Raw genomic sequence first — 16,937 nt, forward strand, 5'->3', positions numbered from 1 at the left:
TGTCAGTCGCAGGCCGGATTTTACATACTGGCGCAAAGAGAATCGTACCATTTCTGAGAAGTAGCTGGATATGACGGATTGCATCGTTCTTGGTGCCGGTATGGTGGGTGTCGGCGCGGCGCTCGCCCTGCAGGAAAGGGGCTGGTCCGTTCTTCTTGTCGACCGAAGCGGTCCGGGAACCGAAACGAGTTATGGCAATGCCGGGATAATCCAGACAGAAGCCGTAAGCCCCTATGCCTTGCCACGCGCCCCATTGGATCTGCTGAAGGCTGCATTCGGTGCCAATAATCAGGTTGTATGGCGGCTTCGCGATATGCCGGGACAGATTGGCGCCCTGTCGCGCTACTGGCACAATTCGGAAGCGGGGCGTCACCGCACAGCTTCGCAGTTCTATGCGCGTATGATCCGGCGTGCTGCCGACGATCATGCTCCATTGATCAAAGCTTCAGGAGCCGAGACCCTGATAAGGCGGACCGGACTGCGTGAGCTGCATCGTTCCGCCCGTTCGTTTGATATTTCCGCGCGTGATGCGGAGAGAAAAAAACAGGAGTTCGGCGTTGCGAGCATCATTGAGGACAGCAAGGCTGTCCGCGCTGCTGAACCCTCGTTGAAGACTGATCCGGCCGGGGCCATCCATTGGACCGATCCCTGGTCCTGTTCCGATCCGGGCGCTCTCGTTCAGTCCTATGTTGGCCTTTTCGTAAAGCGCGGGGGAATCTTTCTGCACGGCGATGCGCGCAGTTTGCGGCAGGATGGTTCCGGCTGGCAGGTTGACACAACCGAAGGGCCACATCGCGCACGCCACGTTGTTCTTGCTCTGGGCCCATGGAGCCCGGAAGTCCTTCGCGGTTTCGGCTATAAAATTCCACTTGTTATCAAGCGCGGATACCATCAGCATTTTTCAGGCACCGGGCCGAAGGTTCCAATCGTCGACGTACACAATTCAACAGTGGCAACGCCGATGGATGCGGGCTTGCGCATCCTGACCGGGGCCGAACTGACACCTTTGAACAGCGTGGCTCGCCATCAGCAGCTTAACAGGTCTATCAAGGCCATAAACGAGCTTTTCGACATCGGCGCTCCTACGGAAAAGACGTCGTGGTTCGGCAGTCGCCCCTGTATGCCCCGTATGCTGCCCGTCGTTGCGGAGGCTCCGCGACACAAGGGCATGTGGCTGAATTTCGGGCACGGTCATCAAGGGTTTACACTCGGGCCGACGACGGGGCGGATTCTCGCTGAACGTATAAGCGGGGAAGCAAAGGATACCGAGCTTTATCGCGCACTCGATCTTCAGCACTGACTATCTTGTGATGATAAAATTACAGCGCCTACCGCATTCGCTTTGAATGCGTGGCGCTGAGCAGGTTTTCTAATATATCGCTTCGTTATCAGGCAAGTTTATGAATTCTGCGTCTACGGTGAGAGTAGCCGCCCTTCGATAGGCGCAACACGTTGCAAACCTGAGTCTTGTCTTCTGAGGGCTTTGGCATCTGCTCATGGATACGCAGCAAAATCTGCTGTGTGACAGTACGATCCTTTTCACTCGTGGCAGGACCGATAATAATGCTTTTCATCGATCATTCTCCCTGTTTTCTGGGCGCGAAACAACTCTCGAAGCTGTCTCGACCGATTATCAAGAATGTACGAATGAACTAAGTATTAACCAAATTTTACATCTTGACAAGCGCATTGCTGCAACAGTTTCTAAGCCATTGGCAAGGCGCAGCAAAAGGCCGGATCGCATCTGCAATCCGGCCACTCTTTAACCTGGATTTGGCGGCGATCAGTCCCGGCTCCCTGTCAGGATCTCGCGCTTGCCCACATGATTGGCAGGGCCGACCAGGCCGTCTTTTTCCATCCGCTCCACGAGCGAGGCGGCGCGGTTGTAACCGATACCGAGGCGGCGCTGGATATAGGACGTGGAGCACTTCTTGTCGCGCATCACGACCTTGATTGCCTGTTCATACACATCATCACCATCTTCCGAACCCATTGAGGTAGCATCGAAAACAGTCGCTTCCGGCGTTGCGTCTTCGTCTTCCTCGTCTTCCGTCACGGTCGCCAGATAATCCGGGCGTCCCTGTTCCTTGAGGTGATTGACCACCTTTTCCACTTCCTCGTCTGAAACGAACGGACCATGGACGCGGACGATGCGTCCGCCGCCTGCCATATGCAGCATGTCGCCCTGACCGAGAAGCTGCTCGGCACCCATTTCGCCGAGGATGGTACGGCTGTCGATCTTCGAGGTAACCTGGAACGAGATGCGGGTCGGGAAGTTGGCCTTGATCGTACCGGTGATGACATCGACCGATGGACGCTGCGTGGCCATGATGAGGTGAATGCCAGCGGCGCGGGCCATCTGGGCAAGACGCTGGACTGCACCTTCAATGTCCTTGCCTGCAACCATCATCAGGTCGGCCATCTCGTCGATGATGACCACGATGTAAGGCATAGGCGTCAGGTCGAGCTCTTCCTGAATATAGGTCGCTTCACCCGTTTCCTTGTCGAAGCCGGACTGGACCGTGCACATCACGGTTTCGCCCTTGCCCTTGGCCGAGGCGGCGCGGGCATTGAAGCCTTCGATGTTGCGGACACCGAGGCGGGCCATCTTGCGATAGCGCTCCTCCATCTCACGCACGGCCCATTTCAGGGCGACGACCGCCTTCTTCGGATCGGTAACAACCGGGGTCAAAAGGTGCGGAATGCCGTCATAGATGGACAGTTCCAGCATCTTCGGGTCAACCATGATCAGACGGCATTCTTCCGGCTTGAAGCGGTAGAGCAGCGAAAGGATCATCGTATTGATGGCAACCGATTTGCCCGAGCCGGTCGTGCCCGCCACCAGAAGGTGAGGCATCTTGGCCAGTTCTGCGATGATCGGTTCACCACCGATACCCTTGCCGAGGCAAAGCGGCAGACGATAGTTCGATGCCTCGAACGTGCGGCTGTCGATCATTTCGCGCAAGTAAACGGTTTCGCGATTGGCATTCGGCAGCTCGATGCCGATCACATTGCGGCCTGGAACGACCGCGACGCGGGCGGACAACGCCGACATGGAGCGGGCGATGTCGTCGGCGAGGCCGATGACACGCGAGGATTTTACGCCAGGCGCCGGTTCAAACTCATAGAGCGTGACGACGGGACCGGGGCGGACATGGATGATCTCGCCGCGCACGCCGAAATCCTCCAGCACGCTTTCCAGCAATCCCGCACTACGTTCCAGCATTTCCTGCGTGATGACATTTCCGTCCTGTTCAGGCGGCATCTGCAGGAGATCACGTGGGGGGAATTCATACTCGCCATGCATCACCGGCGCTTCCGCGCGGGGGAGGGGCTGCGGCTGGTACAATGCAATCGAAGGCGCTGCCTTGACCGGAGCAGGCTTTTCGATGGCTGGCTCCGGAGCCACTACTTCCTCGACAACATGCTCTTCGGCTTCCGCAACGGTGAGCACGACTTCGTCTTCGGTAGCTTCACCGGCAACTTCGGGAGCAATCTCAGGCGTGGCCACAACCGGCTGCGGAGCAGGCGTTTCGATCTCGACTGCGGCAACAGGTTCCGGTGCGACGATCTCCTGCGGTGCGGAAGCTGCAGGGACGACCGGGGTTTCTGCGACTGGCTGAACAGGAGCCACGGCAACCAGCTCTGGCTGCTTGTTCCATTCACGAATGCGGAACTGTGCCAGAATGGATTCAACAGTAGGCAAAGGCTTGCGAGGCTCTGCCGGAACGGCAGAAACGAGCGGCTCCGCAGGCACAAGTGCCGTATCGATATTGCAGCCTTCCCAGAAAGCGAAATCGGAAAGATAGGCGAAGGCCGATGGCTGAGCTGGATTTACAGTTTCGGCCACGACTGGAGCTGCTTTCAAAACGGTTTGTACCGGAGCAACGGCGGCAGCGACGGTAACTGCAGGCATCGCAGGTGGCACCGGTGCGACCGGCGAACGAACCATGCCCTGCGACACGGTCTTCTGGAGTTCTGCGACAGCCATGGGCTGGGCCTCGGCAACCTCCCCAACGCTGATGGCAGGCGTAGCTTCGGCCGCGTTCGTCTGTGAGCGCTCATTGATGCTCGGAAGCTCCTCGCCGCGACGGCGCAGAAGCTCGACTTCCGGCGTACGGGTAAAGCGAACATTCGCGCCGAGCGAAAAATGAACTTTCCAGGCATCGTCACTGGCCGGATTGTGACTTCCCGTCTGGCCGCGAGGCAGCTTCGGGTCCTGGGCGTTCTCTGCACGATTTCCTGTCGATTGGGGGAAATTTTCTCTCAAATTACGCATGATACCTGAACCATAGATACTGTCGCCTGAATGAGCCCAAGTAATAAAAAATGAAGGTTAACAACCCCCTTCCGAAACGACCTAAAAGACAGAAATTTCTTGCGGTACCTGCATTCTCACAAGAGCCGAAACCGAGATATAAACACCCTCGGTTGCATGTCTATTTCCATTATTATCAACATGATAAAGTAATTTCTTATATTAATTTATGCGCAAAACAACAATCAAAGGTAGTTTATGCCGCCTGTTAATTCGGCGACCTGAAAGTGCGGCCTGACCGCAGAAGGGACTCAGGTTGGCAGACTCAATGATCAGTCTCGGGCAAGCGCCACAACCGGGTCGAGCCTGGAGGCATTGCGGGCCGGAATGAAACCGAATCCAATGCCAATCAGGCTTGAACAGACAAGCGCAATCACGATGGATGTCGGTGAATAGATGAGCTGAAACATCGAACTGAACTGCGCGAAAAGCAGGCCGAATCCTGCCGCGATGAGAACCCCAAGCACTCCACCGATGAGACAGACAAGAACCGCTTCGATCAGGAACTGTTGCAATATATCGCTCTGGCGCGCGCCGATTGCCATGCGGACACCGATCTCGTTGATTCGTTCGGAAACAGCCACAAGCATGATGTTCATCACGCCGATGCCGCCGACGAAAAGCGATATGCCTGCAATACTGGATACCAGAAGGGCAAGTGTTGCAGTTGTGGCCTGAATGGTCTTCTGCAGGCTATCCGTATTGAAAACGGAGAAATCCTTCTCACCATGTCGCTTGGTCAGAAATGCCGTAATCAGTTTTTCGGCTTCGGACGGGTCCATCGTGTCGGCAACGCGAACCACAATCATCTGCAATGAGCGCGAACCGGTCATGCGCGTTTTAACGGTCGAATAGGGCAGGTAGACTTCCAGAGTCTGTGCCGAGCCCGGTCCCCGGTCCTCGGCTTTGACGACCCCGACGATACGCACCGGCACTTGCTTCAAAAGGATAATTTTGCCAATCACAGAGCCGACCTCATGCGGGAAAAGGGTCGTCTTGGCAGTTTCATCGACAACCGCGACCTGTTCCAGATCGTCAACGCTGCGCTGATCGAAGAAGCGACCTTCGAGCAGCTTGCTGTTGCGGGTGGCAAAATATTCCGAACCGACACCATTGACAGAGACACTGACTTCCTTGTCACCAACGCGAATGGTGGAGCTGGTCGTATCGGATGGAGTCGCAGCCACGACATAGGGCAGTTTTGCGATCTCGTCGGCATCACCCAGATTGAGCGTCGTAATCTGGGCTGCTTTCAGATCGCCAAATCCCCTGCCGGGACTGATGTAGAGCGTATTGGTGCCAAGATCGCTGATCCGTTCCAGAATTTGCTGTTGTGATCCTTGCCCGAGCGCCACAACACAAACGACCGATGCCGTACCGATAATAATGCCGAGCATCGTCAGAAATGTGCGGAGCCGATGCGCATTCATCGAGCGAAGCGCCATCGCGAAAGCCTCGTTGAAGCGGTCGCGCATTCCGGCAAGCAAACTTGGTCTCGCAGGTTCCTGCTCAACCGGTACGGAAGTCACTGACCGCTCAGCCTCCCCATTTCTCGTATCGGAAATGATTTCACCATCGCGGATTTCGATGATGCGCTGTGCCCGCGCGGCAACCTGCCGGTCATGCGTAACGATGACGATGGTGCGCCCTTCACGATTCAACTCCTGAAGAATTCCCAGGACTTCCTCGCCACTATGACTGTCGAGTGCGCCGGTCGGTTCGTCCGCCAGAATGACATCTGCATCGTTGATGAGCGCGCGGGCGATAGATACACGCTGCTGCTGGCCACCGGAGAGCTGGCTTGGCCGGTGATGGGTGCGGTCACCCATACCGAGCCGCTGAAGTATCATTTCTGCCTTCTTCCGCCGCTCGTCTTTTCTCTGACCCGAGTAAATCGCTGGAATCTCGACATTGCCAATGGCATCGAGTTCACCGAGCAAATGATAGCGCTGAAAAATGAAACCGAAATGCTCGCGCCGCAGCTGGGCCAGCTCATCCGCTTCAAGCTCCGAAGTCGCACGACCGGAGATCAGGTATTCACCTTCCGACGGACGATCCAGACAGCCAAGAATGTTCATCAACGTGGACTTGCCCGAACCGGACGCGCCGATGATTGCTACCATCTCGCCGCGCTCGATGGTCAGATTCACATGGTTCAGGACCGTCGTGAAGTCGTCGCCCGACGGGTAATGTCGTGAAACGCCCTTGAGCGAGAGCAGCGGCGCATCACTCATGTCAGATACCGGCTGGGGCAGGCGTGACAACCTGATTGTCAGTCACAACCTTATCCCCCTCGTTCAGGCCTGAAAGGATTTCGCTGTTGATCTTGTCGGTAATGCCGGTTTCAACCGTTCGTTCCTCGATCTTGTTGGCAGCAGTCACCAGGCGAACCGTGTACTTGCCGGGTTTGTTCGTGTCCTTGAGGGCCGTCACCGGCACGATCAATGCGTTTGCCGCCTTGGCAAGCAAAATGTGAACCTCGGTTGTCATATAGGTTCTGAGCAGGCCGTCCGGATTGGGGACGCTGAAAATACCTTTGTAATAAATGGCCGAAGCGGTCGCCGCGCTGGAAGAACTCGCGGCTGTTGTCGTGAAGCTTTTGTCGCTCACGATGGAATCCGGCGCCGGTTCAATCTTCTCAAGCTTGGCTTCATAACGTTTGAGGTTCTGTCCGGAAATGGTGAAGTAAAGCGGCATTCCCTCGCGAACCTGCGTGATGTCCGCTTCCGATATATCCGCCTCGACGGTCATCGTGTCGAGCTGGCCGAGAATGACGATCGTCGGCGCACTCTGCTGTGCGTTGACGGTTTGTCCCTCCTGAACCACCGTCGCAAGGATCGTTCCATCAATCGGCGCGGTGATGCGGGTATAGGCGAGGTTGGTCTCGGCGATCTGAACGTCGACTTTCGCCGCGGCGATTGCCGCTTCGCTGTTGGCAACCTGCGCTTCCTTCGACTTTACGGTACTGACCGCCTTGTCGTATTCGGCGCGTGCGACGGCATTCTTGCCGATCATCATCTCGTTTCGGGCCAGATCCAGTCTGGCAAGTTCAAGGTCGGCCAGATTCTGGGCGCGCGTGGCTTCATTCTGGCGCAGCGATGCCTGAGCCTTGTTCAACTCGTTTTGCTGGTTGGTCGAGTCGATCAGCGCAACGACGTCGCCAGCCTTGATCTGCTGGCCCGGCTTCACTTTGAGAGAAAGAATACGACCGGTTGCCTGCGCGCCGATAGCAACCAGATTTTTCGGTCGTAATGTGCCAGTGGCAAGAACCGAACTTTCGATGTCGCCCCGCTTGATTACGGTCGTAGCGGGCAAAGGTTCTTCTTTCGTCAGGGAACGTACGACGAAATAGCCGACGATCAGCAATGCGATGAGGATGGCCAGCCATAGACGCCAGCGAAAACGCCGTTTCGACTTGGGTTTCATAGTGGTCTCTTATCGGTTGTCAGCGGAGGAAGGGGCGTCGTCTTGACGACGCGGGGACCTGTGTAGCCATCGATGACCTCAGGTTTCGCGACGTCAATAAGGCCGTTCCAGCCGCCGCCCAATGCTTTCTGCAGGGCGACATAATTCAGGACAAGATCGGTCCGGGCCTGACTGAGATTGGTTTCTGCGCTTAAGAGATCACGCTGTGCAGTCAGCACATCCACGAAACTTTTCGTACCTGCCCTGTATTGCTCCAGCGTTAGCTCATTGATCTTGCGGCTGTTGCTGACGATTTTCTGCAACTGGCCAACGCGCAGACGGTTCTGATTGAGCGATACGCTGGCATTTTCAACTTCGCTGAGCGCTGTCAGAATGGACTTGCGATAGGCGATGAACGACTGGTCGCGCGCTGCGCGCGCCGCGTCCACATCGGCATTCAATTTTCCGCCCTGGAAGATCGGAACGGTCAAACTGGGACCGAAGGCCCAACTGATCGTCGACAGCCTGCCAAGATCACCGAAATTGGTACCACCCGTATTGATGTTTCCGGTGAGCGAAATGCTCGGATAGAGCAGGGCCTGCTTCTGGCCGACACTGGCATTGGAGCTTGCATAGTCCCGTTCTGCAGCGCGAACATCCGGGCGGCCCAGCAACAGGTCGGCAGGCAATCCGGCAGAAACCTTGCGCGGGATTGATGGGATCGGACGCGACTTGTCCAGAACGCTCGCCAGCGCCGACGAAGACCGGCCGGTCAAGACCGACAACTGGTTGAGATATTGCGCGTAGCTGATCCGTAGTCCCGGAACCTGCGATTCAGTCGTCGCGGCTTGTGTCTCGGCGTTCAGAAGATCGACCTGCGAAATCTGTCCGGCTTCCAGTTGGCTGCGCGTCAGCGCCACTGTCTGCCGCTGCGATGCAGCATTACGCTGTGCGATGGCGATACTGGCCTGCGTGCCGCGTAAATTGGCATAATTGGTGGCGATGTCACCGATCAGCGTGACAAGCGCTGCGCGCAATTGCTCATTTGCGGATTCGACATTGTAATAAGCCGCTTCCACACCGCGCTTGTTGCCGCCGAAAAGATCGAGTTCCCACGTCGTGTTGAAGCCCATGCTTGACTGGTTTGAAGCCGTCACATTGGGGCCGTCCGACCGCTTGTAGCTTCCGTCACCATTGAGTTGCGGATAAAGCGTGCCGCCCGCCGAGGTATAATTGGCCCGGGCCTGCCGCACCTTTGCCTTCGCAGTTGCCACATCCGGGCTGCCAGCAATTCCATCAGCTATCAGCTGATCCAGAACCGGGTCTTTCAGGTTTTTCCACCAGTCGCCCAATAGCGGGGCGCGTTTGTCAGCCTTGCTGTTCCATCCGGCAGGCGTCACCACATTCGGTTTCTGGTAGTCGGGACCAACGGTAACGCATGCCGCCAGCAATGGCAGGATGCTTCCCAATACAGTCAGGCGAACAAGTGATATCGTCAAAAAGTTGGTCCTGAAATTTCCGAGCTGTCATCGATTCAGCATATGACTGCTCCGAAAACGAAGCGCCTTTATACCTGCAACGGTTGTGCCTAGGCAGTCCAAGGTAGTGGGAGTATGCCATGGGTCGCGCCGAGTCGCGGATTGGGAGCATAATGCCATCCTTCATTCCCGATCATCAGTGAATGATCGAAGTCAAATGTGACAATGCACAGAAAATATCAGGGTTTTGTGTGGAAACTATCGGCGTCCAGGGCGCCTACGCCGGTTGGCTCTCCAGCCAGTCCGCAAGGGAGCGACGACTTGCGGCGCGTCCGCGCATCGCTTCAGCCATGCACATGGAGTTGAGGACGGCTTCCTGCGTGGATTCAACTGCTGCGCGAAACAACGTATCGATACGGTTTTCGTTGAGCACCGCAATCTCGACCACATCACGCGCTTCGTCATGATCGAAGGTCACTGCTGTTGAAAAGCCGATGGCAATATCGCCGCTACCGTGCCCCCAGAATGCACCGAGACGCGCCAGTCCCGCGCCGCAACGACGGGTCACGCGCTTGAGCTGGCGGTGTTCCATCGGAACATCGGTCGCAAGCACCAGAATGACCGAGCCCTTTTCGGGCTGATCGTCTGCTTTCGGCGAGGGCTTGCGTCCGTCTGGAAGAACCAGATCACCGGACCGACCGAAATTGGTCAGCGCCAGAACGCCGAGGTGATAAACCTTGCCATCAAGTTCGAACCGGCGTGAGGAGGTACCAATGCCCCCCTTGAAGCCGAAACAGCTCATGCCGGTTCCCGCACCGACATTGCCTTCGCCAACATCCGTTCCGGCAATCTTCAAGGCTTCCTGCGCGTCAGCTTCCGTGACGGCCATCGCCTGAATATCATTGAGCGGACCGTCATTGCATTCCAGAACGACAGGATTGACGGTTGCCGTGGTGCGCCCGATATCGGGATTGCCCGCAATCGCCTCGCGGATCAACGCATTGGCGCAGGTTCCGACGCCAAACGTGTTGGTGAGCAGGATCGGCGTCTCGAGCGTGCCCAGTTCCTCGACCTGCACAAGGCCAGTGCTCTTGCCGAAACCGTTGATGACATCACAGGCCGCCAGCACCTTGCGGCGATACATGTTGCCGTCATGCGGGATGATTGCCGTCACGCCGGTATTGATATCGCCGTTGCGCAAGGTGCGGTGCCCCACGCGCACGCCCGGTACATCGGTTATGGCGTTTTGTTCGCCCGGCTGCATGATGCCGCAGATGATGCCGTAGTCGCGTGCCTTGCCTGTCATGGTCTTTCCCGGTCAGAAGTTGGGGGCAGGGCGTCAGAGACGCCCGGCCTCGATAATGCGTTTGAGGAAAGCCTGCGTGCGCTCGCCTTGCGGATTGCCGAAAATCTGCGACGGTGGGCCTTCTTCATAGACCTTGCCGTTTTGCAGGAAACAGACCTTGTCCGCAACCTCGCGGGCAAAACCCATTTCATGCGTGGCGAGCACCATCGTCATGCCCTTCTTGGCAAGGTCGCGCACGATGTCGAGCACTTCCGACACCAGTTCTGGATCGAGCGCAGACGTGATTTCATCGAGCAGCAGGAGCGTCGGGTCCATCAGGAGCGCGCGCACAATCGCCACACGCTGCTGCTGTCCGCCGGACAGACGATCCGGATATTCCTTTGCCTTGTGATCGAGGCCAATACGCGCCAGCAGCGCCAGACCCTTTTCCTCGGCTTCCTTCACCGGCATGCCCAGTACTTTTGTTGGCCCCAGCGTGACATTTTCCATAACCGTCATGTGCGGAAACAGATTATATCCCTGGAACACGATGCCGATCTCGCGACGCAATATGTCGAGGTCCACGCCCGCTCCGGTGACCCTGTCGCCATGCAGACGGATTTCGCCTTCGTCGATGGTCTCAAGCCGGTTGATGCAGCGCAAAAGCGTGGACTTGCCGCAGCCGGAAGGTCCGATCAGACACACGACCTGATGTTCCGCGATGTCCAGGCTGATGCCGGACAGAACTTCCAGCGAGCCGTAGCGCTTGATTGCCTTGTCGATTTCTACGAGTGCCATTATCCGTCCCCCTTACATGCTCGAGCGCATTTTTCTGCGATCACGTTCGATCAGGCGGTCCACAAAGCGGGCCTGCGGAATGGTGATGACGATGAACAGAATGGCGACGGTGGTGACAGCCGACAGGTTGAAATAGTTCGCGGCGATGATCTTCGACTGGTTGAAGGCATCGATTGTGCCGATGATGGCGACCAGTGCTGTGTCTTTCTGCAAGCTGATGCAATTGTTCATCAGCGGCGGAATGATGCCGCGCACGGCAAGCGGCACGACCACATAGCGCATGGTGCGCGCATAGGAGAGGCCGAGCGAACGCGCTGCCGCGATCTGGCTTGGATGTACGCTTTCAATGCCCGCGCGATAGACTTCGGACGTATAGGCGCCGTAGGTCAGCGTCAGCGCAATGATGGCATAGGCGTTGGAGGACAGATCCTTCAGGATCGGCAGGCCGGTCAGAGGCAGGCCGAAACCGATAAGATAGATCGTGATGATGGCCGGAAGTCCGCGAAACAGATCGCTGTAGAGCGTTGCAAGCACGCGGATGGGCTTGCCAGCCTTGCTCGGCAGCGTGCGCGCAATGGCGATGACGAGCGCCCAGACGAGGATCAGGATGGCCGATACGAAGAAGATGACGATATTCGTGCCGAAGGCTTTCAGCACCGTACCTGCCGATTTGACGATCAGGCTGACGTCGAAGAAGGTTCGGCTGACGGCTGCGTCATTGACGATCATGAACCACGCGCCAGCACAGATGATAAGAACCGCTACCGCATAGGAAATCACCTGCCAGGAAAGATCGGACGCCCGTGCGCCGAGCTCGCGTCCACGGTAGATATCGGCGCTCTTTCCCGCTTCGCCCGAAATCTGCACGGCACGCCAGGCAAACCAGAGGACAGCAAGCGGTGCCAGCAGCAGCACTATGCCGACTGCCACAACGGGCAATTCAGGCCAGCCCTGCGAGATCGTATAGCTCGAAACGCTATAGACCGTCTGGCCCGAGGCCAGAAGGGTAAGGAAGGAAAAGACAAAAGCGAACAGGGAACGACCGCCATGGGTGCGAACCTTGTTTCGGACACGCCATTGCCGCGCGCGTTCCGCGCTTGCATCCGGTGCCGGATAAGACATGGTTTATTCTCGCTGAAACAGATGGGGAAACGGTCCCGACGATCGGGAACGCCAGCCGCAAAAATCGGATACTGAGTGCCGATCAGTCCGGGTCGCAACCGGCATTGCGATTGCGACCCGAAAACCGTCAGATCATGGCTTCCAGAGCGGAACGTCGGAAGGCGACATTCCCCAGGACGGAAGCAGATAGGCAGCTTCAAGCTTCTTCAGCGTGCCATCCTTGTTCATGTCCTCGATAAGCTGGTCGATGACCTTCTTATTTTCCGAACCCTTCGGGTAGATGCCTGCGGTCTCGCCGCCGGACGTATACTTGCCGACAACTGCCAGCTTGCCGTTGGAATTCTGCACCTGTCCGAGAATGATCGAGAGGTCGGTCATCACGGCATCAACCTTGCCAGCGGCAAGAGCGGTGAACATGGAAGCCGTATCGTCGAACACGTCGAGGCTTGCGACCTTCAGCGTATCCTGTGCGAAAGGAACCAGCGTCGTACCGGCCTGTGTTCCGATCTTTCCGGTCTTCATGTCGGCTTCGGTAACCGGCTTGTCGGCACGTGCAGCAACACCGTAATCGGAATTCATGTAAGGAACGGAGAAATCCACGACCTTCTTGCGCGGCTCGGTAACCGAGATCAGCGCAAGCGCGATGTCGTAATCCTTGTTCTGACCGGCAACAATGGAGTCGAACGAGGCGTTGACGAGCTTTACCTTGTCGAGGCCCAGACGATGCGCAATGTTGACCGCCATGCAGAATTCATAGCCGTCCTTGATGCTGTCCGGCGTATCGCCGTTGAACTGGCCAAGGGCAGGCAGGTTGATGATGACAGTAAACTGCCCTTCAACCGCCGGATTGATCTTGGCCGAACCCTTTTCACCCGTCAGCGGGCAATCGCCGTAGCCTTCGGTTGCTGCCGATGCGGCTCCCGCACCTGCCAGCGCCGCTGCGCTGGCGAAAACTGCGCCATAGGCCGTCTGTTTTAGTAGTCTTTTTATTGTCATTGTCCCCTCTTGCTTTCTTTTGTTGAGGTTAAGGTTGAAGTACCGGCTCCGCGCCCGTGCGAGCCATATCCATGTAAATCTCCTGCAGGCGGCGGGTGATTGGCCCCGGTTTGCCGTCGGAGATCGCGTGATCCTGAATGCCGATGATCGGCGTCACGAAGCTTGATGCGCTTGTGAGAAATGCTTCCTTGGCGGCCTTCGCCTCTTCGACCGTGAACAGGCGCTCCTCGATGCGAAGGTTCTGTTCTTCCGCGATCTTGATGACGGCGCGGCGCGTGCAGCCGGGCAGGATGGCGTGTGAATTCGGCCGCGTTACCAGCACATTGTCGTTGGTGATGATGAACGCCGTCGATGAGCCACCCTCAGTGACGAAACCGTCTTCGACCAGCCAGACTTCATGATAGCCCTTGCTCTTGGCCTGTTTCTTCGCCAGCACCTGCGCGAGAAGCATGACGGTCTTGATGTCGCGGCGCGCCCAGCGCGTGTCGGGCGCAACATCCACGCGCACGCCATTCTGGACCGATGGCGAGTTGGCGAGGTTCTTGGCCTGCGTGAACATGACGAAATTCGGCTTGATGCCGTCGGCATAAACGAAATCGCGCTCGGCTTCGCCACGTGTCACCTGCATATAGACGACGCCTTCATGCAGTTCGTTGCGTTTCATCAGCTCGATCTGCGCCGCACGAATGTCGTCAAGCGAAGCAGGCAATGGAATTCCGAGTTCCTTGACGGAACGCTCCAGACGGGCGAGGTGAAGCTCGTTATCGACAAGACGCCCATCGATGACAGCGCTGACTTCGTAAATCCCGTCACCAAAAAGAAAGCCGCGATCGAACACCGACACTTTCGCTTCGTTCTCAGCAACGAAAGCGCCGTTCAAATAAATTACCCTGGCCAAAACACGTCCTCGGACATCTATGTGATTGATTGTGCGCACCCCGAAAAGCGTGAAGCAATTTTCGGAACAGATGCGCGTTTAACAAGCCCTGGTGCGACGGTAGGGAAAAACCTTTGGAGCCGCCAATGCTATGTTTTGCAATCACTATGCAGAAATTGCATAAGGGGTAAGGGAGTAGGGGAATAGGTGAGTTAGGGAGTATGTGGGGCAGCGAATTCCCCTCTGATGCTCTACTCACCTATTCCCTTATTCCCCTACTCCCCTAGAGAAGGCCCGACCCAATGGAACTGAAATGGCTGGAAGACTTCATCGCGCTGGCGGCAACGTCGAGTTTCTCGCGCGCGGCAGATGCCCGTCATGTGACGCAATCCGCATTTTCCCGCCGCATCAAACAGCTTGAACTCTGGCTGGGTGTTACACTCGTCAATCGCGCGACTTTTCCTGCCGAGCTTACCCGCGAGGGACGAACCTTCCTGCCTGTCGCGCAGGATACGGTTCGCCAGTTCTACAACACGCGCAAGGCGCTGCAGCCGAGCCGTGAAGTTCAGAATCCCGTCCTCACATTTTCAGCGCTGCACACGCTGACGGTCACGTTCTTTCCGCATTGGCTGAAACAAATCGACGACGATGTTGGCGGCATCCGCTCCCTGCTCAGTCCGGATCGCGGCGGTTTTGAGGATACTATCGCGACGCTGACGGAAGGAGAGGTTCACTTCTTCCTGACCTATGCGCATAATTTCGTGCCCATCCTGATCGACCGCACGCAATTTCCTTATATCGTGCTCGGCACCGAACGGCTGATGCCGGTCTCACGCCCATCACCGACAGGCCCGATCCTCGATCACGCGGTCGCCAGCGGGGAACCGCTGCCATATCTGAGCTATGGCGACTTTTCCTTCTTTGGCGCTGCCCTGTCGCAGAAATTTGCATCCGGTACCGCGTTCAAGCGTCAGGTGGTGCACGAAAACACCATGTCGATCGGTCTGAAGGCCATGGCGCTTGCAGGCTGGGGGATGGCCTGGCTGCCCGAAAGCCTCATCTATGATGAACTGCAGCGCGGCGAACTCGTACCGGCCTCAACTGATCCCTATTGGGATTTCACGGTCGAGGTCCGCATCTATCGTCACGATGCGGCACTTCCAGCCCATGCCGAGAGCTTCTGGGAATATTTGCAGGCAAAAGATCGGGCAATATCTGAAAAGGGCGATTGACAGCAGCCCATCGTCGGCGCTGTAAAAGGCAGCATATATTCAGCCGGCAGCAGGGGACACATCGCGGCATGAAAGTTACCATCGAACAGACGCTCGATCAGGCAGGTGCGGGCGCATTTCAACGCGGTCTTCTGGGTGTGTTCGGTCTTGTCTGGGCCGCCGATGCCATGCAGGTGCTGGCCGTAGGCTTTACCGGCGCAGCCATTGCAAAGACATTTGGGCTGACTATTCCACAGGCATTGCAGACCGGAACGCTGTTCTTCCTTGGCATGCTGATCGGTGCAGCCGTATTCGGACGACTGGCCGATAAATATGGTCGCCGTCGCGTGCTTCTGATCACTGTCGCCTGCGATGCGATATTCGGACTGCTTTCGGCATTTGCGCCAAGTTTCGGTATTTTGCTCGCCCTGCGCTTCATGACCGGCGTGGCAGTCGGCGGAACATTGCCAGTTGACTATGCGATGATGGCCGAATTCCTTCCGGCCAAAAATCGCGGTCGATGGCTGGTTATGCTCGAAGGTTTCTGGGCGGTCGGCACTGTTATCATCGCCCTTGCGGCATGGGCCACCAGCCTTGCAGGCGTAGAGGATGCTTGGCGCTATATCTTCGTTGTCACGGCAGCGCCCGCCCTTATCGGCATATGGCTGCGCCTCTGGGTGCCGGAATCCCCGATGCATCTATTGAAGTCGGGACGCCCGGAAGAAGCCAAATCGGTGATGAACCGCGTGCTTCGCCGTAACGGCAAGCCGGAGCTGCCGCCGAAGGCCCGGCTTGAAGCGCCCCTTATGGTGACAGGCGAAAAGCTTCTGTCTCCAAATCTGCGCCAGCGCACGCTGACGACGCTTGCAATCTGGTTCCTCGTTTCAGTGTCTTATTACGGCATTTTCACCTGGATTCCGGCCAAGCTTGCTGGTGATGGTTTCGGCTTCGTCCGCGGTTATGGCTTCCTTGTCGTGGTTGCACTGGCCCAATTGCCGGGCTACGCACTCGCGGCCTATGGCGTTGAAGCATGGGGACGCAAGAAAACGCTGATCGCGTTCCTGTTCATCAGCGCCGCTGCCTGCGCTCTCTTTACAGTGGCCAACAGCTCTGCCGTCGTCGGTGCATCCATTCTCATCATGAGCTTTGCCCTGCTTGGCACATGGGGCGCACTCTATGCTTTCACGCCGGAACTTTATCCGACAGGATTGCGCGCAAGCGGCATGGGAGCGGCAGGCGCCATGGCCCGCCTCGGCGGCCTGCTTGCGCCCTCCGCGCTGGCGCTCGTCATCAGCCAGAGCTTCTATGTTGCAGTGGCATTGTTTGCCGGACTTCTGGCGCTGGCCGGTATTATCGCCTTCTTCATTGATGTGGAGACGCGGCAGAAGGCGCTAAGCTGAATAAAATAAGCCCGGAAAGCGTTCGCATCTTCCGGGCTTATTCGTTC

Annotated in this window: 13 protein-coding genes; 3 read left to right on the forward strand and 10 right to left on the reverse strand. The window is 57.1% G+C overall.

Features of this window, described 5'->3' with window-relative positions:
- Positions 1–70 precede the first annotated feature (70 nt).
- Positions 71–1,300, forward strand: coding sequence for an NAD(P)/FAD-dependent oxidoreductase (locus tag MKS82_RS19455; RefSeq protein ID WP_109988752.1), 1,230 nt, complete (start codon positions 71–73; stop codon positions 1,298–1,300).
- Positions 1,301–1,388: 88 nt separating this feature from the next.
- Here MKS82_RS19455 and MKS82_RS19460 read toward each other — a convergent pair whose 3' ends face one another.
- From MKS82_RS19460 to MKS82_RS19505, 10 genes are all read right to left on the reverse strand, one after another.
- Positions 1,389–1,574: a hypothetical protein gene (locus MKS82_RS19460; protein WP_105544423.1), complete on the reverse strand. Its 186-nt coding sequence runs from the start codon at positions 1,572–1,574 to the stop codon at positions 1,389–1,391.
- 209 nt (positions 1,575–1,783) lie between these two features.
- Positions 1,784–4,279: a DNA translocase FtsK gene (locus MKS82_RS19465; protein ID WP_109988751.1), complete on the reverse strand. Its 2,496-nt coding sequence runs from the start codon at positions 4,277–4,279 to the stop codon at positions 1,784–1,786.
- A gap of 311 nt (positions 4,280–4,590) precedes the next feature.
- Positions 4,591–6,552: a MacB family efflux pump subunit gene (locus MKS82_RS19470; protein ID WP_240579186.1), complete on the reverse strand. Its 1,962-nt coding sequence runs from the start codon at positions 6,550–6,552 to the stop codon at positions 4,591–4,593.
- A 1-nt stretch (position 6,553) separates the two neighbouring features.
- Entirely contained in the window at positions 6,554–7,744 is a 1,191-nt protein-coding gene (locus MKS82_RS19475) for an efflux RND transporter periplasmic adaptor subunit (RefSeq protein WP_109988749.1), read from the reverse strand.
- Positions 7,741–9,222: an efflux transporter outer membrane subunit gene (locus MKS82_RS19480; RefSeq protein WP_146206494.1), complete on the reverse strand. Its 1,482-nt coding sequence runs from the start codon at positions 9,220–9,222 to the stop codon at positions 7,741–7,743. Before MKS82_RS19480 ends, MKS82_RS19475 begins: the two co-directional genes overlap by 4 nt.
- A gap of 256 nt (positions 9,223–9,478) precedes the next feature.
- Positions 9,479–10,507 carry a DmpA family aminopeptidase gene (locus tag MKS82_RS19485; RefSeq protein WP_109988747.1) on the reverse strand — a complete coding sequence of 343 codons (1,029 nt, stop codon included), beginning with the start codon at positions 10,505–10,507 and terminating at the stop codon, positions 9,479–9,481.
- A 33-nt stretch (positions 10,508–10,540) separates the two neighbouring features.
- Positions 10,541–11,284 (reverse strand): amino acid ABC transporter ATP-binding protein, encoded by a 744-nt coding sequence (locus MKS82_RS19490; RefSeq protein ID WP_109988746.1) that lies wholly within the window; start codon positions 11,282–11,284, stop codon positions 10,541–10,543.
- 12 nt (positions 11,285–11,296) lie between these two features.
- Complete coding sequence (locus tag MKS82_RS19495) at positions 11,297–12,406, reverse strand: amino acid ABC transporter permease (RefSeq protein WP_240579187.1); 1,110 nt, start codon at positions 12,404–12,406, stop codon at positions 11,297–11,299.
- A 132-nt stretch (positions 12,407–12,538) separates the two neighbouring features.
- A complete protein-coding gene (locus tag MKS82_RS19500; protein WP_109988744.1) occupies positions 12,539–13,402 on the reverse strand; it encodes an ABC transporter substrate-binding protein in 864 nt (287 codons plus the stop codon).
- 28 nt (positions 13,403–13,430) lie between these two features.
- Positions 13,431–14,282: a D-amino-acid transaminase gene (locus tag MKS82_RS19505; RefSeq protein ID WP_445558090.1), complete on the reverse strand. Its 852-nt coding sequence runs from the start codon at positions 14,280–14,282 to the stop codon at positions 13,431–13,433.
- A 299-nt stretch (positions 14,283–14,581) separates the two neighbouring features.
- Between MKS82_RS19505 and MKS82_RS19510 the strand changes: the two genes are divergently transcribed.
- Together MKS82_RS19510 and MKS82_RS19515 are read left to right on the forward strand one after the other, a co-directional pair.
- Positions 14,582–15,511, forward strand: coding sequence for a LysR family transcriptional regulator (locus tag MKS82_RS19510; protein ID WP_109988742.1), 930 nt, complete (start codon positions 14,582–14,584; stop codon positions 15,509–15,511).
- Between the two features lie 68 nt (positions 15,512–15,579).
- Positions 15,580–16,890, forward strand: a complete 1,311-nt coding sequence (locus tag MKS82_RS19515; RefSeq protein WP_109988741.1) for an MFS transporter — start codon at positions 15,580–15,582, stop codon at positions 16,888–16,890.
- The last annotated feature ends 47 nt before the right edge of the window (positions 16,891–16,937 follow it).

This window comes from Ochrobactrum sp. A-1 (assembly GCF_022488005.1).
In the GTDB taxonomy this organism is placed as follows: Bacteria; Pseudomonadota; Alphaproteobacteria; order Rhizobiales; family Rhizobiaceae; genus Brucella.